At 69.3% G+C, this 23,399-nt stretch carries 16 protein-coding genes, 2 pseudogenes and 1 riboswitch; of the genes and pseudogenes, 7 read left to right on the top strand and 11 right to left on the bottom strand.

All coding sequences use genetic code 11. The annotated features are described in order from the left end of the window. Nucleotides 1–4 precede the first annotated feature (4 nt). On the bottom strand, nucleotides 5–874 hold the full coding sequence (locus tag FNF32_RS04505) for an ABC transporter permease (protein WP_131674592.1): 870 nt from the start codon (nucleotides 872–874) through the stop codon (nucleotides 5–7). A gap of 326 nt (nucleotides 875–1,200) precedes the next feature. Between FNF32_RS04505 and FNF32_RS04500 the strand changes: the two genes are divergently transcribed. After that, entirely contained in the window at nucleotides 1,201–2,313 is a 1,113-nt protein-coding gene (locus FNF32_RS04500; RefSeq protein ID WP_131674599.1) for a TRAP transporter substrate-binding protein, read from the top strand. 139 nt (nucleotides 2,314–2,452) lie between these two features. Here the strand turns inward: FNF32_RS04500 and FNF32_RS04495 are convergent, their stop codons facing one another. Together FNF32_RS04495 and FNF32_RS04490 are read right to left on the bottom strand one after the other, a co-directional pair. Then, nucleotides 2,453–4,447 carry a TRAP transporter large permease gene (locus FNF32_RS04495; RefSeq protein ID WP_143796507.1) on the bottom strand — a complete coding sequence of 665 codons (1,995 nt, stop codon included), beginning with the start codon at nucleotides 4,445–4,447 and terminating at the stop codon, nucleotides 2,453–2,455. A gap of 116 nt (nucleotides 4,448–4,563) precedes the next feature. Next, nucleotides 4,564–5,166, bottom strand: a pseudogene (locus FNF32_RS04490) (TRAP transporter small permease subunit); the annotation flags it as partial. Nucleotides 5,167–5,408: 242 nt separating this feature from the next. Between FNF32_RS04490 and FNF32_RS04485 the strand changes: the two are divergent. Further along, nucleotides 5,409–7,127: a peptide ABC transporter substrate-binding protein gene (locus FNF32_RS04485; protein WP_185961848.1), complete on the top strand. Its 1,719-nt coding sequence runs from the start codon at nucleotides 5,409–5,411 to the stop codon at nucleotides 7,125–7,127. A 30-nt stretch (nucleotides 7,128–7,157) separates the two neighbouring features. Here FNF32_RS04485 and FNF32_RS04480 read toward each other — a convergent pair whose 3' ends face one another. From FNF32_RS04480 to FNF32_RS04455, 6 genes are all read right to left on the bottom strand, one after another. Then, the gene (locus FNF32_RS04480) at nucleotides 7,158–8,423 is read right to left on the bottom strand and encodes a glycosyltransferase (protein ID WP_131673724.1); all 1,266 of its coding nucleotides are present in this window, start codon (nucleotides 8,421–8,423) and stop codon (nucleotides 7,158–7,160) included. After that, nucleotides 8,420–10,228 (bottom strand): ABC transporter ATP-binding protein, encoded by a 1,809-nt coding sequence (locus tag FNF32_RS04475; protein WP_425467887.1) that lies wholly within the window; start codon nucleotides 10,226–10,228, stop codon nucleotides 8,420–8,422. The genes FNF32_RS04480 and FNF32_RS04475 overlap by 4 nt, the downstream gene beginning before the upstream one ends. After that, complete coding sequence (locus FNF32_RS04470) at nucleotides 10,225–11,328, bottom strand: ABC transporter permease (RefSeq protein ID WP_131673725.1); 1,104 nt, start codon at nucleotides 11,326–11,328, stop codon at nucleotides 10,225–10,227. Before FNF32_RS04470 ends, FNF32_RS04475 begins: the two co-directional genes overlap by 4 nt. Next, nucleotides 11,325–12,407, bottom strand: a complete 1,083-nt coding sequence (locus FNF32_RS04465) for a microcin C ABC transporter permease YejB (protein ID WP_131673726.1) — start codon at nucleotides 12,405–12,407, stop codon at nucleotides 11,325–11,327. Before FNF32_RS04465 ends, FNF32_RS04470 begins: the two co-directional genes overlap by 4 nt. Before the next feature lie 43 nt (nucleotides 12,408–12,450). Next, nucleotides 12,451–14,442, bottom strand: a complete 1,992-nt coding sequence (locus tag FNF32_RS04460; RefSeq protein WP_246087686.1) for an extracellular solute-binding protein — start codon at nucleotides 14,440–14,442, stop codon at nucleotides 12,451–12,453. 205 nt (nucleotides 14,443–14,647) lie between these two features. After that, nucleotides 14,648–15,181, bottom strand: coding sequence for a c-type cytochrome (locus FNF32_RS04455; RefSeq protein ID WP_131673727.1), 534 nt, complete (start codon nucleotides 15,179–15,181; stop codon nucleotides 14,648–14,650). Between the two features lie 155 nt (nucleotides 15,182–15,336). Here FNF32_RS04455 and FNF32_RS04450 point away from each other — a divergent pair, with 155 nt between their 5' ends. Further along, entirely contained in the window at nucleotides 15,337–16,287 is a 951-nt protein-coding gene (locus FNF32_RS04450; RefSeq protein WP_131673728.1) for a prephenate dehydratase, read from the top strand. A gap of 45 nt (nucleotides 16,288–16,332) precedes the next feature. Here FNF32_RS04450 and FNF32_RS04445 read toward each other — a convergent pair whose 3' ends face one another. Beyond that, complete coding sequence (locus FNF32_RS04445; protein ID WP_131673729.1) at nucleotides 16,333–16,806, bottom strand: SRPBCC family protein; 474 nt, start codon at nucleotides 16,804–16,806, stop codon at nucleotides 16,333–16,335. Between the two features lie 422 nt (nucleotides 16,807–17,228). Here FNF32_RS04445 and FNF32_RS04440 point away from each other — a divergent pair. From FNF32_RS04440 to metK, 3 genes and pseudogenes are all read left to right on the top strand, one after another. Then, nucleotides 17,229–18,932 (top strand): annotated as a pseudogene (locus tag FNF32_RS04440) (DEAD/DEAH box helicase); the annotation flags it as partial. A 560-nt stretch (nucleotides 18,933–19,492) separates the two neighbouring features. Beyond that, nucleotides 19,493–21,085 carry an apolipoprotein N-acyltransferase gene (gene lnt / locus FNF32_RS04435; protein WP_246087685.1) on the top strand — a complete coding sequence of 531 codons (1,593 nt, stop codon included), beginning with the start codon at nucleotides 19,493–19,495 and terminating at the stop codon, nucleotides 21,083–21,085. 9 nt (nucleotides 21,086–21,094) lie between these two features. Beyond that, a riboswitch (SAM-SAH riboswitch) is annotated at nucleotides 21,095–21,142 on the top strand. A 3-nt stretch (nucleotides 21,143–21,145) separates the two neighbouring features. Continuing rightward, nucleotides 21,146–22,312: a methionine adenosyltransferase gene (gene metK, locus FNF32_RS04430; protein WP_131673731.1), complete on the top strand. Its 1,167-nt coding sequence runs from the start codon at nucleotides 21,146–21,148 to the stop codon at nucleotides 22,310–22,312. A gap of 55 nt (nucleotides 22,313–22,367) precedes the next feature. On the opposite strand, the gene FNF32_RS04425 is transcribed toward metK, so the two are convergent. Continuing rightward, nucleotides 22,368–22,994 carry a DnaJ domain-containing protein gene (locus FNF32_RS04425; protein ID WP_131673732.1) on the bottom strand — a complete coding sequence of 209 codons (627 nt, stop codon included), beginning with the start codon at nucleotides 22,992–22,994 and terminating at the stop codon, nucleotides 22,368–22,370. A 97-nt stretch (nucleotides 22,995–23,091) separates the two neighbouring features. Here FNF32_RS04425 and FNF32_RS04420 point away from each other — a divergent pair, with 97 nt between their 5' ends. Then, complete coding sequence (locus FNF32_RS04420) at nucleotides 23,092–23,328, top strand: BolA family protein (RefSeq protein WP_131673762.1); 237 nt, start codon at nucleotides 23,092–23,094, stop codon at nucleotides 23,326–23,328. Nucleotides 23,329–23,399 lie beyond the last annotated feature (71 nt).

Genomic DNA, 23,399 nt, shown 5'->3' with positions numbered 1-23,399 from the left:
CGGGTCATGCGCGCACCTTCAGGAAGCGGCGGTTGAGGAACAGGAACGCCAGGCTCAGCGCCGTCACGACCGCCATCGCGCTGATCGCCACGGCGGACCCCAGCGGCTTGTTGTCGATGTCCAGCATCTGCGCCTGGATCAGGTTCGCGACCATCGGGATCTTGCCGCCGCCGATCACCGTGGGCGTCACGTAGTCGCCGATGGTCGGGATGAACACGATCAGCACGGCCGCGACCACGCCGGGCATCGCCAGCGGCAGCGTCACGCGCCAGAACGTCATCAGCCGGCTTTCACCCAGGTCGCGCCCCGCCTCGAGCAGCGAGCGGTCGATCTTTTCCAGCGCGACATAGATCGGCAGGATCGCGAAGGGCGCGTAGGAATGGCTCAGCGTCATGACGATCGAGCCGGTGTTGTACAGAAGGAACTTGAGCGGCTCGTCGATAAGACCGTTCGCCTTGAGACCCGAGTTGATGACCCCGTTGAAGCCCAGGATCACCTTCCACAGGAACACGCGGACGAGGTAGCTGGTCCAGAACGGGATCGTGATGAGAAAGATCCACAGCGCCTTGCGCTCGGGCGCGACCACGAACGACAGGAAATAGGCGACCGGGAACGCCATCAGCACGGTCACCGCCGTAACCATCGCCGCCACCATCAGCGACCGGACCAGGATCGTGCGGAAGATCGGGTCGGCCCACGTCGCGAGGTAGTTTTCCAGCGTGAACTCGCGGACGATCGTCAGATAGCCGTCTTTGAAGAACGAATAGGCCAGGATCGTCAGCAGCGGGACCGCCAGCAGGAGGATCGCGTAGAGCAGCGGCGGGGCGATCAGGCGAAGTCCCTGCCCCGTCTCTGTGCCGTTGCCTGTCGCCATGCCGTGTCATGCCCTCGCCGGAATATGGCGCATGAATTCCACAACCGCAGGCAAAGGAAAAGCCGCTTTCGCGCGGTCGCGGATGACGGGTCGAGGGGCGTTGCGCGGCCGCACGCGCCCCTGCCTGCACGCCCGCACGGACGGCCGCGCGCAGGGCCACGCGCGGGTGCCTGCGGGCGCCCCGCCAGAAATGCGGCGCGGGGCCGATGCGGCGAGTAGACAGGGGCCCGGAGGCATTGCAATCTGGCCGTCGCAGGCGGGCGAACGGTGGGTCAATGCCGTCGCCCGCACCAGAGGAGGAGATGCACTTGACCGAGAAAACCACACTGGACCGCCGCAAGTTCCTGACCACCGCGTCGCTCGGCGGTGCCGTCGCGGCCGCCGGCGCCACGCTGGCCGCGCCCGCCATCGCGCAGGAAAACCCGACCATCAACTGGCGCGTCGCGTCGTCCTTCCCGAAATCGCTCGACACCATCTACGGCAGCGGCGTCGAGGTCGCTGACCGCCTGCGCGAGGCGACCGACGGCAAGTTCAACCTTCAGGTCTTCGCGGCGGGCGAGATCGTCCCCGGCCTGCAGGCGATGGACGCGACCACCGACGGCACGGTCGAGGCGTCGAACTCGGTCGGCTATTACAGCTGGGGCAAGGACGCGGCGTTTTCCTGCGGCGCCGACCTGCCGTTCACGCTGAACGCGCGCGGCAAGGCCGCCTACAACTATCACGGCGGCGGGATCGACAGCTACAACCAGTTCCTGGCCAAGTACAACCTGATCTCGTTCCCGGCCGGCAACACCGGCGCCCAGATGGGCGGCTGGTACCGCAAGGAAATCAAGTCGGTCGCCGACATGCAGGGCCTCAAGATGCGCATCTCGGGCCTGGCCGGGCGCGTGGTCGAGAAGCTGGGCGTGATCCCGCAGCAGATCGCGGGGGGCGACATCTACCCGTCCCTGGAGCGCGGCACGATCGACGCGGCCGAATGGGTCGGCCCCTATGACGACGAGAAGCTCGGCTTCCAGAAGGTCGCGCCCTACTACTACTACCCGGGCTTCTGGGAAGGCGGGCCGACGGTCGGCATGTTCTTCAACCTGGCGAAGTACAACGAGCTGCCCGAGACCTACAAGTCGCTGCTGCGGACCTGCTGCCGCGCGGCCGACATGAACACGCTGGCGAACTATGACTGGAAGAACCCGCCGGCGCTCAAGCGGCTGGCGCAAAGCGGCGCGCAGCTTCGCCCCTTCCCCGAGGACGTGATGATGGCGTCCTTCGACGCCTCGCGCGAGGTGTTCGAGCAGATCTCGGGCGAGAACGCCGAGTTCAAGCGGCAGTGGGACGCGATGAAGCCGTTCATCGAGGACTGGTATCTCTACAGCCAGACCACCGACTACACCTTCGACACGATGATGATGATCCAGCAGCGCAACGGCAAGCTGAAGACCTGAGCCGCACGGGGTCCGCTGGCGGATCGCCGACCAGACCGCCGCCCCAAGGGGCGGCGGTTTTCGTTTCGGGGGATCGACGTTGCGGAAGAAAAAGGGGCGGTTTGATACCGCCCCTTTCCCGTCAGTCTGAATCGGACGCTCAGTTGGTCGGCGCAGCCAGCCCCGGCGGCGGGCCGGACAGACCCGATCCGGCCGGCGCGGGTGTCGCCGGAGCGTCCGATGCGGGCGCCGCGGGCGCAGGCGCTGCTGCCTCGGGCGCGGGGGCCGCGCCGAAGTCGGGCGGGCTGGAAAGCCCGCCAAGGCCGCCCGCAGCCGGTGCGGCAGGCGCGGACGCGGGTGCCTGTGGCGCCGGCGCGGCCGGGCCGCCGAAGTCGGGCGGGGCCGACAGGCCCCCGAGCCCGCCCGTGCCCCCCGCGGGCGCACCCGCACCAGAGCCGGTCGTCGAACCCGGTGCCGCAGGCGCGCCGAAGGGATTGCCGCTCAGGCCGCCCAGACCCCCGATGCCGCCAAGCCCACCCAGGCCGCCCGATGACGGGATCTCGACCTGCACGTTGGACGTGTCGATCGCCGGGCCCTTGTAGTGCATTACCAGCCCCGGGAACGCGATCACGATCCCGATCATCACGACCTGGATCACCACGAACGGGACCGCGCCCCAGTAGATCTGCCCGGTCCTCACCGGCTCCATCATCAGCCCGGTCACCTTGTCCTTGTAGGGGAACTTGGGCGCGACCGAGCGCAGGAAGAACAGCGAAAAGCCGAAGGGCGGGTGCATGAACGACGTCTGCATGTTCACGCCCAGGATCACCCCGAACCAGATCAGGTCGATCCCCAGCGCGTCCGCCGCCGGCGCGAGCAGCGGCACGATGATGAACGCCAGCTCGAAGAAGTCGAGAAAGAACGCCAGCAGGAACACCAGCACCGACACCACGATCAGGAAGCCCAGCTGCCCGCCCGGCAGGCTCGTCAGCAGATGCTCGACCCAGATATGCCCGTTCACCCCGTAGAAGGTCAGCGAGAACACCCGCGCCCCGATCAGGATGAACATGACGAACGCGGACAGCCGGGTTGTGGACGCCAGCGCCTGCGGGATCACGCTGCCGCCTAGGCGGCCCTTCATCCCGGCCAGCACCAGCGCGCCCACGGCACCCATCGCGCCCCCCTCGGTCGGGGTGGCGATCCCGAGGAAGATCGTGCCCAGCACCAGAAAGATCAGCGCGAGCGGCGGGATCAGCACGATGATGACCTGCTGCGCGAGCCGGCTCATCATGTTGACGCCGAAGGTCCGGTCGGCCAGCGCCACGAGGTAGATCGCGATCACCGCGACGGCACCCGCAAGGATGTCGGCGTTCGCGCCCTGGCTCGGATGCAGCCAGTGCCAGACGGCGTATCCGATCCCGCCCGCCGCGGCGAGCGCCACCAGAAGCGAGGTGACGCCCGATCCCAGCGTCCGCGCCTCTTTCGGCAGCGCGGGCATCGAGGCGGGGCGGATGATCGTCATGACCAGCACGTAGCTCATGTAGAGAACGGTGAGAATCAGGCCGGGGACCATCGCGCCCTTGTACATGTCGCCCACCGAGCGGCCGAGCTGGTCGGCCAGCACGATCAGGACGAGGCTTGGCGGAATGATCTGCGCAAGCGTGCCCGACGCCGCGATGACGCCCGACGCGACGCGCCGGTCGTAGCCGTAGCGCAGCATGATCGGCAGCGAGATCAGGCCCATCGCGATCACCGACGCGGCGACGACGCCGGTGGTGGCCGCAAGCAGCGCCCCCACGATGATGACCGCATAGGCAAGCCCGCCCCGGATCGGCCCGAACAGCTGGCCGATGGTGTCCAGCAGGTCCTCGGCCATGCCCGATTTCTCGAGCACGATCCCCATGAAGGTGAAGAACGGGATGGCGAGCATCACCTCGTTCGACAGCAATCCCCACAGCCGGTCCGGCATGGCCTGCAACAGCGGCCACGACAGGTTGATGGTGCCGCCCGACAGGGGCGCAAGCTCGACCCCGATGATGAAGAACAGCAGGCCGTTCGCCGCCAGCGAGAAGGCGACGGGATAGCCCAGCAGCAGAAAGACGACGAGCGACAGGAACATGATGGGCGCCATGTTCTGCGCGATCAGTTCCATGATCATTCGCGCGGCCCTCCGTCCGGCCGGGTTCCGGGGGCGCGGCCGGTCCGGCCTGCGGCGGCATCGGTGGCGTTGCGGTTGTGGTCAAGCGGGTGGTCGATCATCTCGTCGGTGACCGGATGGTCGGGGCTGGCAAAGCCCGCCTCGGCCAGCAGCTCGGGGTCGATCACGACCTCGGCCGCGCCGTGCGGCCCGCCTTCGGCGTGGGGATCGGCGATCAGCCCGCGCATGATGGCGATCTTCTTGATGATCTCGGACAAACCCTGGAAGAACAGCAGCACGAACCCCGCCAGAAGCAGCGCCTTGGCCGGCCACAGGATCAGCCCGCCCGCGTTCATCGACCGCTCGCCCGATGCGATCGAGCGTTCCAGCCACGGCACCATCAGCCAGATCATCAGGATGACGAACGGCATCAGGAACAGCAGGTGCCCCAGCAGGTCGATCCAGTGCTGGGTGCGCCGCTTGCGCCCGCCATAGATGATGTCGATGCGGATATGTTCGTTTTCCAGCAGCGTATAGGCCGCCGCCAGCAGGAACGCCGCGCCGTACAGGTACCACTGCAGTTCCAGCCACGCGTTCGACGAGATCGACCACACCTTGCGGACGATCGCGTTGCCCGCGCTGACAAGGATCGCGACGAGGATCAGCCAGCTGACCCCCCGGCCGATGACGGTGTTGATGCGATCGACCGTGCGCGAGAAGCCCAGAAGGCCGCCCATGTCTCCCCCTCCCCCATTTTCGTCTTCGGGACGGCTTGTCCGCGGCGCCGGAATGGGGGGCGCGTGGCGGCTGCCGACCTTCGGATTGACAGTTTGCGATAGGACGATCCCCCGCGCCGGGTCAACAGCTTTGAACCGCCTGGCGCGACGTGGATGGTGGAAGCGGCGGGACGGGGCGGTTCTGGCGGCCTGCCCGGCGGCGGTGTAGAAGCGGCGCGATCCCATCGCGCGCAGGCATGCCCATGACGACCCGGCCGACCCTTCCGCTGCTTTCGGCCACGCTGTGCGCGGCGCTTGGCCTGCTGCCCGCCGCATCGGTGGCGCAGGAGGCGGTGCCGGGCGCCCAAGCTCCTGCGGCGGCCGCGGCGCAGGCCCCGGTCCCCGTGCCGGTCGCAACCACCGGCGCGGGCGACGCACTGGCGCAGGATCAATTGCTGTCCGTTTGGATGCGCGACCCGGTCCGCACGCCCGACCCGCAACTCGTGGCGGACGCCGCGTCGGACCAGGCGGTCCGCCTGCTGTTCGAGGGGCTGTACCGCCCCGGCCCGGACGGCCTGCCCCTGCCCGCCGCGGCGACCGGGCACGAGGTGTCCGCCGACGGGCTGACCTGGACCTTTCACCTGCGCGAGGGCGCGGTCTGGTCGGACGGCGCGCCGGTGACGGCGGCCGACTTCGTGGCCGGGTTCCGCAGGCTCGCCGATCCGGCGCTGGGGTCGGCCGGCAACTGGTACACCCAGGTCATGGGCATCGCCAACGCCGACGCGGTCGTGCGCGGCGCGGCGCCCACGTCGGACCTGGGCGTCGCTGCGGTGGACGAGCGCACGCTGCGCGTGACGCTGACCGCGCCCGCGCCGTGGCTCGACAAGGCGGTGATGCGGTCCTGGACCTTTCCGGTGCCGTCCGCGCAGATGCGCGCGGCGGCCGCCGACGGGGCGGACTGGACCGACACCGACCGGCTGGTCGGCAACGGCCCCTTCGTCCTCACCTCCCGCGACCCCGAGAAAGGCGCGTCCTTCGCCCCTTCGGCACGCTGGCACGATGCGGCCGCCGTGCGGCTGAGCGGGATTGAGATCGCGACCGGCGGCGACCCCGACGCCGCCCTCGCGCGCTTCGACGCGGGCGAGATCGACCTGATGACCGTCCCCGGCCCCCTGTTCGGCCCGTGGACCGAGGATCGCGCCGACGCCGCCCTGGCCGCGCCCCGCGCCTGCACCAACGCGCTGGTGCTGAACCAGTCCGACAAGGCGCCCGAGGCGCTGCGGAACCCCGACCTTCGCCGCGCGCTGTCGCTGGCGATCGACCGCGAGGCGATCGTGGCCGCGCTGAAGGGCGGGCAATCGCCCGCCTGGGGGTGGGTCCCGCCGCAGATCGCGGGCTTCACCGCGCCCGACGCCCCCGACGCGGGCCTGACGCCCGAGGCGCGGCTGGCCGAGGCGGAGCGGCTGGCGGCGGCCGCGGGCATCACCGCCGACAAGCCGCTGCGGCTGACACTCAACTACAACAGCGCGCCGGAGCTTGAGGCGGTCGGCCAGCAGATCCGCGCCGCGTGGAAGCCGCTGGGGGTCGAGCTGCGGCTGGCGAACGCGCCCTGGTCCGACCACGCCGAAACGCTGAAATCGGGCGAGTTCCAGATCGCGCGGATCGGCTGGTGCGCCGACGTGAACGACGCGGGCGGCTTTCTGCGCTACTTCCGCCAGGGCGGCGCGAACCCAGGACGGTTCGCCGACGCCGATTACGACCGCCTGACCGCCGATGCCGCGACCAGCGCCGATCCCGGCCCGCTTCAGACCCGGGCGGCGGAAATCCTGCGCGACAGGCTGCCGGTGATCCCGATCTTCACCTACGCCGCGCCGATGCTGGTCGCGCCCGACCTGCGGGGCGTGGCGCGGGGCGACGCGATGACCGGCTGGTCCGGGCAGGACATCTGGCGCGCGGCGGAACAGGGCGACGCACGTCCCTGAGAGCGGGCGCGACCAACTTGATTTAAGCGGTCAGGGCCAGGTTGCGGCCGCGCGCTCCGGGTCGGCCTGCGCGGGCGGCGGGCCGCCGAAACGCTCCAGCCACGCGATCAGCCGGGGCAGGCTTTGGGATCGCAGGTCGTAGTCGCGCAGGATGGTCTCGCGCGCGGCGGCGCGCAGCCGCGCGGCATCGGGATCGCCGTTGAGCGCGCGGATCAGCGCGGTTTCCAACGCCTCACGGTCGAAGAACGGGACCAGCCGCCCGTTCACGCCGTCCCGCACCACCTCGCGCACGGGCTCGGTGTCGGACGCGACGACCAGCGCGCCGGCCGCCATCGCCTCGGTCAGGGACCAGCTCAGCACGAACGGATAGGTCAGGTAGCAATGGACCCGCGTCAGCTGCATGATCGAAAGGTAATCGGCATAGGGCACCCGGCCCAGGAAATGCACCCGGTCGAGCGGCAGGCGGTCGCCCAGCTCGGCCAGCGCGCGCGCCTTCCAGCTGTCGGCGTCGCGGGGCTTCGAGCCGTAGCTGACCCCGTCGCCGCCCACCACCACCACCTGCGCCTCGGGGCGTTCGGCAAGGATCCGCGGCAGCGCGCGCATGAAGACGTGAAAGCCGCGATAGGGTTCCAGCGAGCGCGAGACGTAGCTCAGCACCTCGTCCCCGGCCTTCAGCACCCTGCCGTTCGGCAGCGCGAGCGTCGCCGCCGGGTTGGGTCGCACCGTCCCGGTGTCGATACCGTCGTGGATCACGGTCAGCTTGCCGCGCAATTCGGGTGGAAAGCTGTCGGCCTGATAGCGTGTGGGGCAAAGCCCTGCGTCGGCCTGAAGCATCGCCTGGATCAGATGGGCCGACCGCGCCACGGTGGACACCCGCGCCTCGTCGGTGCCGGGGCTGATTTCCTCATCAAAACCCACGTCGTGGCCGCGCGTGCGATACATCAGTTCGGCATAGACGAGAAGCTTCGCCGACGGCCATATCTCTCGCAAGAACAGCGTCTCGCCCCAACCGCTGTGACCCAGGATCACGTCGGGAACATAGCCGTGCCGGTCGCGCAGCGCCCGCGCGCCGCGCGCGGCAAGCCACCCCCGCTCGGCCATCTCGGCGTAGGTGCGGCCCAGCGAATGGCTGACCGTGGGCTTTTCCGGCGTGGCGTAGCGCGCGACCTTCACCGGCGCGGGGCGGCCGTTCGCCTGATCGGTCAGCGCCAGCACGTCGTGCCCGCGCCGGGCCATCGCCGGCGCCAGATGCGGAAACTGGCCCGGAAAGTTCTGATGCACGAACAGAAGCTTCAAGAGGCTTCCTCGGTCGGGTCGAGCGCCGCCGCCAGCTCGTCCGAGATCGGGAACGCCGCCGCCATCAACTGCCGCGTGTAGTCGCTGGACGGGTTGGCGAACACCTGCTCGGTCGTGCCCTGCTCGACCACCTCGCCCGCGCGCATGACCATGATCTGATGCGACATGGCGCGCACCACCCGCAGGTCGTGGCTGATGAACAGGAACGCGAGGCCGTGTTTCGCCTGCAGCCCGCGCAGCAGGTCCACGATCTGCACCTGAACCGTCATGTCGAGCGCGCTCGTCGGCTCGTCCAGCACCACGACCTTCGGCCGCAGGATCATCGCCCGCGCGATCGCGATCCGCTGCCGCTGCCCGCCGGAAAACTCGTGCGGATAGCGGTCCATCGTGGCCGGATCCAGCCCGACCTCGGTCATGATCCCGGCGACCATGTCGCGCCGGTTTCGGCCCTTTTCGACGCCGTGGACGCCCAGCCCCTCGGCGATGATCTGGCCGACCGTCATCCGCGGAGACAGGCTGCCATAGGGATCCTGGAACACGATCTGCATGTCGCGGCGCAGCGCTCGCATCTGCCGACCCGTGCGCCGGGCGACGTCCTGGCCCATGAACAGGATCGGTCCCCGGCTTTCGATCAGCCGCACGATGGCGAGCGCGAGCGTCGTCTTGCCCGATCCGGATTCGCCGACGATCCCCAGCGTCTCGCCCGCGCGCACCGACAGCGTCGCGCCGTCCACGGCCTTGATGTGACCCACCGTGCGGCGCAGCAGGCCGCGCTTGATCGGGAACCAGACCTTCAGGTCGCGGGTCGCCACGATCTCGGGCGCGTCGGCGGGCACGGGGCCCGCGCGCCCGGTCGGCTCGGCCGCCAGCAGCTTGCGGGTATAGGGGTGCTGCGGGTCGCGGAAGATGTCGTCGACCGCGCCCTGCTCGACGATCTCGCCGCCCTGCATCACGCAGACCCGGTCGGCGATGCGGCGCACGATGCCCAGGTCGTGGCTGATGAACAGCATCGACAGCCCTTCGTCGCGCTTGAGTTCGGCCAGAAGGTCCAGGATCTGCGCCTGGATCGTCACGTCGAGCGCGGTGGTCGGCTCGTCCGCGATCAACAGCTCGGGCCCGTTCGCCAGCGCCATCGCGATCATCACCCGCTGCCGCTGCCCGCCCGAAAGCTGGTGCGGATAGTCGGCCAAACGGCTTTCGGGATCGCGGATGCCGACGCGGGTCAGAAGCTCGACCGTGCGGGCGCGGGCGGCGGCGCCGGTCAGGCCCTGATGCAGCGTCATGCTTTCGGCCAGCTGCTTCTCGATCGTGTGCAGCGGGTTGAGCGAGGTCATCGGCTCCTGGAAGACGAAGCTGATGTCGTTGCCGCGGACGGCGCGCAGCTTCGCCTCGGGCGCGCCGACCAGTTCGGCGCCGTCATAGCGGATGCTGCCCGCGACGGTCGCGGCGTCGCCCAGAAGCTGGACCGTGGTCAGCGCGGTCACCGACTTGCCCGACCCGGATTCGCCGACCAGCGCCACCGTCTCGCCCCGGTTCACGGCGAAGCTGACGCCGCGTACGGCATGCGTGACCTTGCCGTCCTGCTTAAAGCTGATCCGCAGGTCGCGCACGTCGAGGACGGCGCGGGCGGGGGCGCCGGACCGGGGCGCTGCCCCGGACCCCGGGATATTTGCGCCCCGCCCGAGGCGGTCGTCGCGCGGCGGCTCGGCCGGCACGGCTGCGGCCTGCCCCGGGGCGCGGATCACCGGGGGGGTCAGGCCTGCGGGCGGATGCAGCGGCGCTGCGGGGTCGCGGGGATCGGTCATCGGAAGGTCTTGCGGGGGTCGAAAGCGTCGCGGACCCCTTCGAACACGAAAACGAGGAGCGACAGCATGATCGCGAAGGTGAAGAAGGCCGAAAAGCCCAGCCACGGCGCCTGCAGGTTCTGCTTGGCCTGAAGCGCCAGTTCCCCCAGCGACGGCGCCGACGCGGGCAGGCCGTAGCCCAGATAGTCGAGCGCCGCGAGGCTGGAGATCGTGCCGGTGACGGCGAACGGCAGCATGGTCAGCGTGGCCACCATGGCGTTCGGCAGGATATGGCGGAACATGATGGTGCGGTCGCGCACGCCGAGCGCACGGGCGGCGCGGACGTATTCGAGGTTGCGCGCGCGCAGGAACTCGGCCCGGACCACGCCCACGAGGGCGGGCCAGCCGAACAGGATCGACACGAACACCAGAAGCCAGAAACTGCGCCCCAGGATCGCGAACAGGATGATGATGACGTAGAGCGACGGGGTGGACCCCCAGATCTCCAGCAGGCGCTGGAAGAAAAGGTCGGTGCGGCCGCCGAAATAGCCCTGCACCGCGCCCGCCGCGATCCCGAGGACGGAGGAAACGATGGTCACGATCAGCGTGAACAGCATCGACACCCGGAAGCCGTAGATGACGCGCGCGGCCACGTCGCGGGTGGTGTCGTCGGTACCAAGCCAGTGGTCGCGATCCGGTGCGCTGGGGGCGGTGCCGATGTTGTTGATCGTCGTGTAGTGATAGCGGATCGGCGGCCAGACCATCCACCCTCGCTCGGCCGCCGGAACGTCCGAGGTGCCGGCCCTGACCTGCGCCATGAGGTCCTCGGGCGCGTCCCAGCAGCCCTGCTGCCCGCCCGACACGATCAGGCACTGGACCGCCGGATCGCGGTAGATCGCCTCGGTCCCGAAATCGCCGCCGAACATCGTTTCCGGGTAGAAGCGGTAGGCGGGGAAGTAGAGTTCGCCCCGATAGCTCACGACGATTGGCTTCTCGTTGGCGATCACCTCGGCCAGCAGCGACAGGACGAACAGGACTGCAAAGATCACCAGCGACCAGAAGGCGCGGCGGTTGCGGCGGAAGTTGCGCCAGCGGCGCTGGTTCAGGGGCGACAGCCTCATCCCGCGCGCTTTTCGAAGTCGATCCGGGGATCGACGAGGACGTAGGTCAGGTCCGACAGGATTCCGACCAGCAGCCCCATCAGGCCAAAGACGTAAAGCGTGCCGAAGATCACCGGGTAGTCGCGCTGCACCGCCGCCTCGAACCCCAGCCGGCCCAGGCCGTCGAGCGAGAAGATCGTCTCGATCAGGATCGACGAGCCGAAGAAGACGCCGAGGAACAGGGACGGAAAGCCCGCGATCACGATCAGCATCGCGTTGCGGAAGACGTGCCCGTAAAGCACCCGCCGCTGGGTCAGGCCCTTGGCGCGGGCGGTCATGACGTACTGCTTGTTGATCTCGTCCAGAAAGCTGTTCTTCGTCAGCAGGGTCAGCGTCGCGAAGCTGGATATCGTGGCCGCGATCACCGGCAGGGTAATGTGCCACAGATAGTCCTTGACCTGCCCCCAGCGGGTCAGCTGGTCGAAGTCGTCGCTGGTGAGGCCGCGCAGCGGAAAGATCTTCCAGTAGGATCCGCCCGCGAACAGGACCATCAGCAGCACGGCGAACAGGAACCCCGGGATCGCGTAGCCCACGATGATCGCGCTAGAGGTCCAGTTGTCGAAGGGCGTGCCGTCCTTGACCGCCTTGCGGATGCCCAGCGGGATCGAGATCAGATAGGCCAGCAGCGTGGACCACAGCCCCAGCGTGATCGAGACGGGCATCTTTTCCAGCACCAGATCCACCACGCTGATCGACCTAAACCAGCTTTCGCCGAAATCGAAGCGCAGGTAGTTGCCCATCATCGTGACGAACCGCTCGGCCGGCGGCTTGTCGAAGCCGAACTCTTTTTCCAGCTCGGCGATGAACTCGGGCGGCAGCCCTTGCGCGCCGCCGTATTGCTGTTCGGACCCTGCCGCCGACTGGCCCGCGTCGCCGCCGCCCGCGATGTTGCGGAAAACATCGCCCTCGCCCTGAAGGCGGGCCGCGATCTGTTCGATCGGGCCGCCGGGCACGAATTGCGTCAGGGTGAAGTTGACGAGCATGATCCCGATCAGCGTCGGGACGATCAGCAGCAGCCGCCGCAGAAGATATGCGCCCATCGTCAGTCCCGCCCTCGGCTGGTCCCGGGTTCGACGCCGCGCCCTAGCGCAGCGCCCCCGCGCTTCTCAGCTTTTCCGCCTTATCGGCGTCGTACCACCAGAAATCAAGTTCGCCCAAGGCAAAGGGGGGCAACGCGTCGGGATGGGCGTACATGTCCCAATAGGCGACGGTGTGGGTGCCCTTGTACCATTGCGGCACCCAGAAGCGCAGCGCGCGCAGGGTCCGGTCGAGCGCGTGGACGCGGGTCGTCAGCTCTTCCTGCGTGGTCGCGTTCTCGACCAGCGAGATCAGCCTGTCCACCGCCGGGTTGGCAACGCCCATCGCGTTGAACACGTCCTCGACCGAGTTCGAGCCGAAGAACTGCTGCAGGTCCGCGCCGGGGATCAGGTTCTGACCCAGCGGCTGGCTGGGGATGGTCATGTCGAAATCGTGCTGGCGCAGGCGCGATTCTATCTGCGCCTCGTCCACGCGGGTGTGGACGGCATCCACGCCCAGCGTCCGCAGGTTCTGGACGAAGGGGTTCAGGACCCGGTCGAAGGTCTGGGAATCGTTCAGCACCTCGATCCGAAGCGTCCGCCCTTCGGCATTGCGGCGCAGGCCGTCGGGCGACCCTTGCGCGACCGTCCAGCCCGCCTCGTCCAGCAGCGCGCCGGCGCGGCGCAGGTTGGCGCGGTCGAGCTGGCGTTCGCCGCTTGTGGGCGCCGTCACCGCGTCATCCGTCAGAACGCCGGGCGGCAGGTCCGCCTTGAGCGGGTCGAGGACGGCGAGTTCCCCCGGCGAGGGCTTGCCCGTCGCCTCGAGCGGCGAGTTTTCCCAAAAGCTGTTCACGCGCTCGTAGAGGCCATAGAACAGGGTCGCGTTCGACCATTCGAAGTTGAAGGCGAGCCCCAGCGCCTCGCGCACGCGCGGGTCCTGGAACTGCGGTCGGCGCAGGTTCATCACCCATGCCTGCCCGCTCGCCACGTTGCCGTTCGGCAGTTCGTCCTTGACGACGTGGCCCGCGGTGAAGGCCGGGAAGTTGTAGCGGGTGGCCCAAATGATGCTGCTCGCCTCGTTCCTGAAGGTGTAGGCACCGGCCTTGAACGCCTCGAACGCGGACTCGTAGTCGCCGAAATACTCGATCCGGATGCGGTCGAAGTTGTTGCGGCCGATGTTGATGGGCAGGTTCGCGCCCCAGTAGTCGGGATCGCGGACATAGCGCACCGACCGGCCCATGTCGGCGCTGTCGAACAGGTAGGGGCCCGAGCCGATGAAGGGCTTGGCCGAGCTTTCGCCCAGCTCGCGCGCGTTCGCCTGGAAATCGGCGCGGGAAAACACCGGCAGGCCGCCGACCGACTGGATCAGGTCGCGGCGCGGATAGTCGGGGGTGAAGGTGAAGCGGATGCTGCGGTCGTCCAGCACCTCGGCCCCCGCGACCATCTGCGCGAACACGGTGCGGAACGACGACAGACCCTTGTCGCGCAGCTGTTCATAGGAAAACAGCACGTCCTGCGCGGTGACGGGGGTCCCGTCCGAGAACTTCGCCTCGGGGCGCAAATGGAAGATCACCCAGTCGCGGCTTTCGGGGTATTCGATCGTCTCGCACAGCAGGCAATAGGCCGCCCCGACCTCGTCCGCGGTGCCGATGAGCAGGTTTTCCAGCATCACGGTGGACAGCGCCGCGCCCCGGCCCTTGATGGTATAGGGGTTGAAACTGTCGAAACCGCCCGACGCCCATTCGCTGATCTCGCCCCCCTTGGGCGCGTCGGGGTTGACGTAGGGCAGGTGCTTGAAGTCGGGCGGCAGCTTCGGGTCGCCGAAGATCGAGATGCCGTGTGCGGTGATCGTCGCCTCGGCGGGTGCGGTGGCTGGGCTGGCGGCAGGGGTAGCGGGCGTGGCCTGCGAGGGTGTCTGCGTGGCGGCGGCCGGGGCCGGTTGTTGGGCCTGTGCGAGTGTCGGGGCCAGCTGCTGGGCCAGCGCCGGGCCCGCCGTCAGGGCAAGCCCCGCGCCCATCACGATCCTTGCGGCGATACCGATTGCGCCCGGCTGCTTCATCCCACCCCCGACAACTGCCATCTGGTGCCATCCGGCTCGTGCGGTCGCCCGGCCTGCCCGCCACGCTAGAGCGGCGGACGGCGTCGGCGCAAGCGCGGTCCCGCGAATGTGACGAACGGGCGACGGTGCGCGGCGGCCATCTGGAAAAGCGAAGGGGCGCGGAAACCCGCGCCCCTTGATCCCGAAAACGACAGCGAAAGCCGCGTCACTGCGCCTGCAGATAGGCGATCACGTTGGCGCGTTCCTGCGGCTTCGGCAGGCCCGCGAAGGTCATCTTGGTGCCCGGGACGACACCCTTGGGGTTCAGCAGGAACTCCTGCAGCGCCTCGGGGGTCCAGTTCGGCGCCTCGGCGGCATGGGCCTTCATCGGGTCGGAATAGCTGAAATCGGTCGAGGCGACGGCGCGGCCCACGACGCCGTCAAGATGCGGGCCGGTGCCGTTGCTGCCGTCAAGCTTGTGGCAGGCCTTGCAGCGGCCGAACACCTTTTCGCCAGCGGCCGGATCGGCGGATGCGAGCAGCGCGTTGATGTCCACCGCCTCGGCCGGGGCCTCGCCCTCGGCGGGGGCCGCTTCCTCGACCGCGATGGAATAGGCTTGCGGATGCTCCTCGCCCTCGGCCGCGTGTTCGGCCGGACCGACGTGATAGAGGCCCGACGCCCCCCACGACACCAGCAGCAAAAACAGCAGCGAGCCGATCAGTGCGCCTGCCGCTTTCGTAATGGTCATCGTGTTGAACATGCCCGCTATCCCTTGTCCGGTGAGCCGTGGAATCCGCGGGTATCTACCCGCTTTCGCTTTGTCGGTTCAAGGTATAGTTCTTCGCCGCTCCCGACAAACTCCGCGCCATGCGGGGTGCGCGACACCATGCCGCCCCCTGAAGGATCACCCGCCCGATGCCCGCCGCAGACGACCGCCCCGCTTCCCGCCCGTTCGCCGGCCAGAACGCCGACCTCACCCCTGCCCGGCATGACGCCCCGAACGACGCCACCCGCACCAACCGGATCGCGTTCCAGGGCGAGCCCGGCGCCTACAGCCACGAGGCGTGCCGCGCCGCCCGCCCGGGCATGGAGGCGCTGCCCTGCCGCACCTTCGAGGACGCGATCGACGCCGTCCGCTCGCACCGCGCCGACCTTGCCATGCTGCCGGTCGAGAACTCGACCTACGGGCGCGTCGCCGACATCCACCACCTGCTGCCGGAATCGGGCCTGCACATCGTGGACGAGTGTTTTGTGAGGGTTCAGATCAGCCTGTTGGGCGTGCCCGGCGCGAAACTGGCCGACGTGCGCGAGGCGATGAGCCACACGATGCTGCTGGGGCAATGCCGCGACTTCCTGCGCCGCCACGACATTCGCGCCGTGGTCGGCCCCGATACCGCCGGCAGCGCGCTGTTGGTGGCCGAGGCGGGCGACCCGGGCCGCGCCGCGCTGGCCAGCAGCCTCGCGGGCGAGATCTACGGGCTGGACAACCTGGCCTCAGGGATCGAGGACCGCCAGAACAACACCACCCGCTTCCTCATCATGTCGCGCCACGCCGATTACGCGCGCCGCCCGAACCGTGCGGGGTCCGGGGCGATGATGACCAGCTTCGTCTTTCGCGTCCGCAACATTCCCGCCGCGCTTTACAAGGCGATGGGCGGGTTCGCGACCAACGGCATCAACATGACCAAACTGGAAAGCTACATGGTGGACGGGGTGTTCACCGCGACCCAGTTCCACGCCGACGTCGAGGGCCACCCCGACGACCCGGCGCTGGCCCGCGCGCTGGAGGAGTTGGGCTACTTCACCTCGTCGCTGAAGATCCTGGGCGTCTATTCGGCCGATCCGCTGCGCGCCACGCAGGGCTGACGCGGTGGCTGGCCGCAGGGCGCGGGACGCCCGGCCGGCGTCCGTTCAGCGCGCCTGCCGCGGCCGGTGCGCGGTGGAAATGCCCGCAACGTAGTCGGCGATCCGCGACGCGAACTGCCGGTCCAGCTGCGATTTTCCCAGCTTCGCCGTCTGCAGAAGCAGCCGCGCGCGCATGTTGCGCGGACGCGCATCCACCTCGAAGATCAGGCGCGACTTGGCGCGGGTCAGCGCGATCACCGTCATCTCGATGGTCAGATCGAACATGTCGCTGACCCCTTCCATCACGATGTTCTCGGGCCGGTCGAAGCGCACCACCGACAGCCGCACGTCGCGGCGCTTGCCGCGCAGGTCGAACCCGATCTGCCACGCCATCCCCGCCCCCGGCTCGCGCGAGGGGTCCAGCCTGCGGACCTGCGCGCCGCGGTTCACCAGCATCCGCTCTGCCAAGGGAAAGTCGCTGATGGCCGCGAACAGGTCCTCGGCCGGCAATTCGCAATCCTGGCGGGTGGCAAACTTCATCGGCCAGAACCCCTGCAATCTTGTCCGCGTCGTTTTCAGCCCTTAGCGGCCTTTGCGCCGGTAATTCAACCTGCGATTGCCGAACGAGGTTGCCGCGCCGCATCAAACTGCCCCGGCCGGCGCGTGGGTTCCAGCCCCAGAATGAGACAGCGCAAGGAAACATCACGACAAATCGACGCTCGCCCAGCGGCTTCGCAGGTTTTCATCGGCGCCAGCCGCGATTTGAAGCCCGCCGCATGCGCTTTATGGCTGCGCGCGACCACATTGACGAAGCGGCGCTTTTGGGATAGCAGCCCCTTTGCCCGCATCCGGCGGGCGGCCGAGGGGCGCGTGGAGAACGAAGCGTCCCGAAGAAACGCGGACTGGGCAGCGCCCGGGCTGCGTCCACGGACGAAGCTTCTCCCCATGACGAAAGCCCCCGCATGACCCAGTTTACCGACCTCAAGCTTGACCCCAAGGTCCTCAAGGCCATCGAAGAGGCGGGCTACACCACGCCCACCCCGATCCAGGCCGGCGCGATCCCGCCTGCCCTTGAAGGCCGCGACGTTCTCGGCATCGCCCAGACCGGCACCGGCAAGACCGCCAGCTTCACCCTGCCGATGATCACGCTGCTTGGCCGCGGGCGCGCCCGCGCGCGGATGCCGCGCAGCCTCGTGCTGTGCCCGACGCGCGAACTGGCGGCCCAGGTGGCCGAGAACTTCGACACCTACGCCAAGCACACCCGCCTGACCAAGGCGCTGCTGATCGGGGGCGTGTCGATGCGCGACCAGGAACAGCTGATCGACCGCGGCGTCGATGTGCTGATCGCGACGCCCGGCCGCCTGCTGGACCATTTCGAACGCGGCAACCTGCTGCTGCAAGGCGTCCAGATCATGGTCGTGGACGAAGCCGACCGCATGCTCGACATGGGGTTCATCCCCGATATCGAGCGGATCTTCCAGCTGACGCCGTTCTCGCGCCAGACGCTGTTCTTCTCGGCCACCATGGCACCCGAGATCGAGCGGATCACCAACACCTTCCTGCACACGCCCGTCCGGATCGAGGTGGCGCGCCAGGCCACCACGTCGGAAACGATCACCCAGAAGCTGGTCGAGCTTGCGCCCACCCGCAAGGACCAGACCGCCAAGCAGAAGCGGGAACTGCTGCGCGCGCTGATCGACGCCGAGGGCGACAGCCTCAAGAACGCGATCATCTTCTGCAACCGCAAGACCGAGGTGGACATCGTCGCCAAGTCGCTGAAGGCGCATGGCTACGACGCCGCGCCGATCCACGGCGATCTCGAGCAGCGGCAGCGGATGGCGACGCTTGACGGTTTCCGCGACGGGACGCTGCGCTTCCTGATCGCGTCGGACGTGGCCGCGCGGGGCCTTGATATTCCGGCGGTCAGCCACGTCTTCAACTTCGACCTGCCGAGCCATGCCGAGGATTACGTCCACCGCATCGGCCGCACGGGGCGCGCCGGTCGGCTTGGCACCGCGATCTCGATAGGGACGCCGTCCGACGACAAGTACCTGTCCGCGATCGAGGCGCTGGTGAAGCAGTCCCTGCCCCGGGCCGAGCTGCCGGAAGGCTTTTCGCTGTCGGACGACGCGCAGCGCGCCCCGCGCGAGATGCGCGACGCGGGGCGTGAAGGCAGCCGCGAAGGCGGGCGCGGCGGGTCGTCGCGCAGCCGCACACGATCGCGCCGCGGCGAGCCGCGCCGGGACGAAGCCGGCCGCGAGACCGGGCACGAGGAGCGCCGTGCCGTGAACGCCTCGGGCGACGAGAACGGGCTGCCCCCCGCCATCGAGACGGTGACCGAGGGCGGCCGCGTCGACCTGCCCGAAAGCCGCGCACCGCGTGGCGAGCGCCGCCGGGATGATCGTCGGGAAGATCGTGGCGGCGAACGGCGCGAAGATCGGCGTGAGGATCGTGGCGGCGAGCGTCGTGACGACCAGCGCGGCGGGCGATCCGAGAACCGCGGCGACGGGCGCCATGACGGCAACAACGGCAATGGGCGCGGCGATGGACGCAACGACGGGCGCGGCAGCCGCGACGAGCGGCGCGACCGCTACCGCGACCGCGATCGTGGGCCGTCGGTGCTGGGCATGGGCGAGCACGTCCCCGACTTCATGCTGACGAGCTTCCGCAGCTTCGTGACCGCGCCCGGCGACGAGCAACCGGCCGAACCCGCGAACCAGCCCAAGGTGGAGGCGGCGGTCGGGCCGACGGCCATCCCGACGCCTGCGGAGCCGCCAGTGCAGGCGCAGCCACAGGAACCCGCGCCCGACGATGCGAAGGCGACCGGTCCGGCGGACGCCGAGGCACCGGCCGAGCGCAAGAAACCCGCCCGCCGCGCGCGCAGCCGCAAGGCGGATGCGTCCGCCGAGGTCGCGGCCGAGGCAGCGGCCGTGACGGATGACGCCGCGCAGGCGAACGCCCCGCCCGCCGCCGACGCGGCCGAGACGCCCGCACCCAAGCGCCGCACCCGGTCGCGCAAGACCGCCGAGCCTGCGGCCGAGGGCCCCGCCGAGGCTGACACGGACACGCCCGCCAAGCCGAAGCGCGCCCCCCGCACCCGCAAGAAGAAGGATGCGGACACGGACGTTCCGGCAGGCGACGCAGCCGATGCAGCCGCCCTCTCGGACCGCGGGGCGTCCGCGCCGGTCCCGGCCGACGATCCCGCGCAAGGCTGACGAGCGGTCCCTTGACCCCCCGCCTGTCGCGATCCCGCACCGGCGCCGTTGCGGTTGATGCCAACCGCCCCGCGTGGCTGGCGCGGCCTGGACGGCGCGGCTGGGCGCTCGACATCGTCGCGGGGTGCGCCGCCGCGCTTGGGCAGGCGCCGTGGGGGTTGTGGCCGGTCGCCATCGTCGCGCTGGCGGTCGTCGTCTGGCGGACCGGCCGCGCGCCGACCGCGCGCCGCGCCTCTCGCAGCGCGCTTTTCGCGGGCACCGGCTACTTCGCCCTCGCCATGTTCTGGATCGTCGATCCGTTCCTTGTCGAGCCCGAGATCTACGGCTGGATGGCGCCGTTCGCGCTTGTTCTCATGGCGCTTGGCGGGGCGCTGTTCTGGGCCGTGCCGTCGTGGGCCGCGTGGCGGCTGGCGGGCGCGGGCCGCGACCGCGCGCTTGCCGTGGCCGCCGCGCTGGCCCTGTCGGACTGGGTTCGCGGCTGGCTTTTCACCGGCCTGCCCTGGGCGCTGACCGGACATATCTGGATCGCCACCCCCGCCGGCCAGGCCGCCGCCTGGGTCGGGGCGGTCGGACTGTCCGCGCTGACGATGGCCGCCGCCGCCCTGCCCGCCTGGGCCGCGCGCGACGGCCGCATCTCGACCGCGATCGCGCGCGGGCTGCCGCTGTCGGCCGCACTGATCGGCGCGGCGTGGTTCGCGGGCCTGGCCCGGCTGGACGCGCCGCCCCCGCCCGACGCGGGCCCGGTGATCCGCCTCGTCCAGCCGAACGCCGACCAGACCCGCAAGTGGGACCCGGAATGGGCGCCCGTCTTTTATGACCGCCTGCTCACCCTGTCGGCGGCCCCCGCCACCCGGCCCGCGGACGCGGTCGTCTGGCCCGAAACGGCGGCCCCGTTCCTGCTGGGCGAAGCCGGCCCCCTGCTGCCCGAGATCGTCGGCGCGGCGCGCGCGCCCGTCCTCGCCGGCATCCAGCGCGGCGAAGGCGGCCGGTGGTTCAACAGCCTGGTGGAGTTCACGCCCGACGCCCGCGTGGGGCAGGTCTACGACAAGTTCCACCTGGTCCCGTTCGGCGAATACGTCCCGTGGGGCGAGACGCTGTCGCGCTTCGGGATCGGTGCCTTTGCGGCCCAGCAAGGCTTCGGCTATGTGCCGGGACCGGGGGCGCGGGTCATGACGCTGGCGGGCCTGCCGCCGGTCATGCCGCTGATCTGCTACGAGGCGGTGTTCTCGCGCCACCTGCGGCAGGCGGATGCGCGGCCCGCGTGGCTTTTGCAGGTGACGAACGACGCCTGGTTCGGCAGCTGGTCGGGGCCTTACCAGCACCTCGCGCAGGCGCGGCTGCGCGCGATCGAAAGCGGCCTGCCGCTGCTTCGCGCGGCCAACACCGGCGTTTCCGCCGCCATCGACGCGCGGGGCGCGGTGCGCCAGCAGCTTGCGCTGAACGAGGCGGGGTTCCTTGACGTGGCGCTGCCCGGCGCGCTGCCGCCGACGTTGTGGTGGCGGTTCGGCGACTGGCCCGCGGTCGCGGCCATCGTCGCGGCGCTCGGCCTCATCGGCCTGCGCCGCCGCCGCGCCGCTGTTGACCCCGGATCGCGCCTGCCCTAAGCGGGCCTTCTGCCCCCACAACGGCTTCCTGGCGTGGCGGGTCGAACCAATGGAGCAATCATGTCCCGCGATAATTACGTCTTCACCTCGGAATCCGTGTCCGAGGGGCATCCCGACAAGCTGTGCGACCAGATTTCGGACGCCATCCTCGACACCCTGCTGACCGAGGAAGCGGGTGCCCGCGTCGCCTGCGAAACCTTCGCCACGACCGGCATGGTCGTGATCGGCGGCGAGATCGGGCTGACCGACAAGTCGCGGCTGGCCAATTACATGGGCAGCATCGGCGAGATCGCCCGCGGCGTCATCAAGGACATCGGCTACGAGCAGGAAAAGTTTCACTGGAACACCTGCCACGTCCTGAACTTCCTGCACGAGCAATCCGCCCACATCGCGCAGGGCGTCGATCGCGACGGCGCCGGCGACCAGGGGATCATGTTCGGCTACGCGGTCGATGAAACCGACGAGCTGATGCCCGCCCCGATCCAGTACGCCCACGCGATCCTGCGCCGCCTGGCCGATGCGCGGAAGTCGGGGGCCGAGCCGACGCTGGGCCCCGACGCCAAGTCGCAGCTGTCGGTCCGCTACGAGGACGGCAAGCCCGTCGAGGTCACGCAGATCGTCGTCAGCCACCAGCACAAGGACGAGGCGCAGTCCTCCGACGACATCCGCGCCATCGTCGAACCCTATGTCCGCGAGGTGCTGCCGCAGGGCTGGCTGACGGACAAGACCGTCTGGCACGTCAACCCGACCGGCAAGTTCGTGATCGGCGGCCCCGACGGCGACGCGGGCCTGACCGGGCGCAAGATCATCGTGGACACCTATGGCGGCTCGGCCCCGCATGGCGGCGGCGCGTTTTCCGGCAAGGACCCGACCAAGGTGGACCGCTCGGCCGCCTATGTCGCGCGGTACCTCGCCAAGAACGTGGTGGCCGCCGGCCTTGCGCGGCGCTGCGTGATCCAGCTGAGCTACGCGATCGGCGTGGCCGAGCCGCTGTCGATCTATGCCGACACCTTCGGCACCGGCGTCGTCCCCGAGGCCGAGATCGAGCGCGCGCTGGCCGAGGTCATGGACCTGAGACCGCTCGGCATCCGCCAGCATCTGGACCTGTGCCGCCCGATCTATCGCCGCACCGCAGCCTACGGCCATTTCGGCCGCGCTCCGGAAGCGGATGGCGGCTTCAGCTGGGAACGCGTCGATCTTGTGGACAAGCTGAAGGCGGCGGTCTGATCCGACGCCCCCCGAAAACCGGAACGCCGCGCCCGAAAGGCGCGGCGTTTTCAATTCATTCGTCGCGGAAGCTGCGGCTGTCCTTGATCTGGTCCCAGGCCCAGACGACCTGCTGCAACCGCTCCTCGTCCGAGCGGTCGCCGCCGTTCATGTCGGGGTGAAGATCCTTCACCAGCGACTTGTATTGCTTGCGGATTTCGATCTTGGTCCAGGTATCCCGCGCCTCAAGGATCTCCAGCGCGCGGCGTTCCGTCGGCGGCAGCTTGCGGGCCATGCGGGCGCGCGCTTCGGGCGCGGTGCCGTTCGCGCCCAGGATTTCCAGCGGGTCGCTGACGCCGTGGCGCGCCCACGCCTGTTCCTGCGCCTTGCCGAACGGTTTGGTCGGGCGTTCCCAAACCGTCGCGTTGTCCAGGAACTGCTGGAACTCCGCCTCGGACTGGCCCTGGAAGTAGTTCCAGTTGAGGTTGTATTCGCGCACGTGGTCCTTGCAGAACCAGTAGTAGTCATCCAGCGCGCGCGGGCTTTTCGGCGCGCGGTACTGGCCCGGTTCGGAACAGCCTTCCTTGTCGCACCTGCGGGTCGAGGTTTCGAACGCGCCGGACATGCCCCGGCGGCCCTTGGTGCGCCGCTTCTTGTCCGAAGCGGCGGAGATGTCGAAACCGAACGGGTCGTTGTTGGTCATGTAGAGGCCTGCTATCCGACTCGGGACCGGGAGTGTAAGGCATTTGCGCGGTTTTGTAAGGGGAGCGACCGGATTGTCCCACGACATCGGCGACGAGATGACGACACGTCTGGCCACGCTGGGTCCGACCCGGCTCGAGGTCTTGGACGAAAGCGAACAGCATCGCGGCCACGGCGGCTGGCGCGAGGGCGGCCAGACGCATTTCCGGGTCCGCATGGCCTCGCCCCGGTTCGAGGGGATGGGCCGCGTCGCGCAGCACCGTCTTGTCCACCAGACGCTGGGCGATATCGTGCCCCGGATCCACGCGCTGGCGCTGGAACTTTCGGCCAAGTGACCGATGTGCCCGGCCGTTAGCGCCCCCAGTCTTGTCGCCCCGGCGACCCGGCCCTAGAAGCCGGGGCAATC

This window comes from Paracoccus marinus (genome assembly GCF_007018965.1).
GTDB lineage: Bacteria > Pseudomonadota > Alphaproteobacteria > Rhodobacterales > Rhodobacteraceae > Paracoccus > Paracoccus marinus.
Note: the sequence above shows the minus strand (reverse complement) of the source record. Positions and strands in the feature narration are given on the sequence as shown.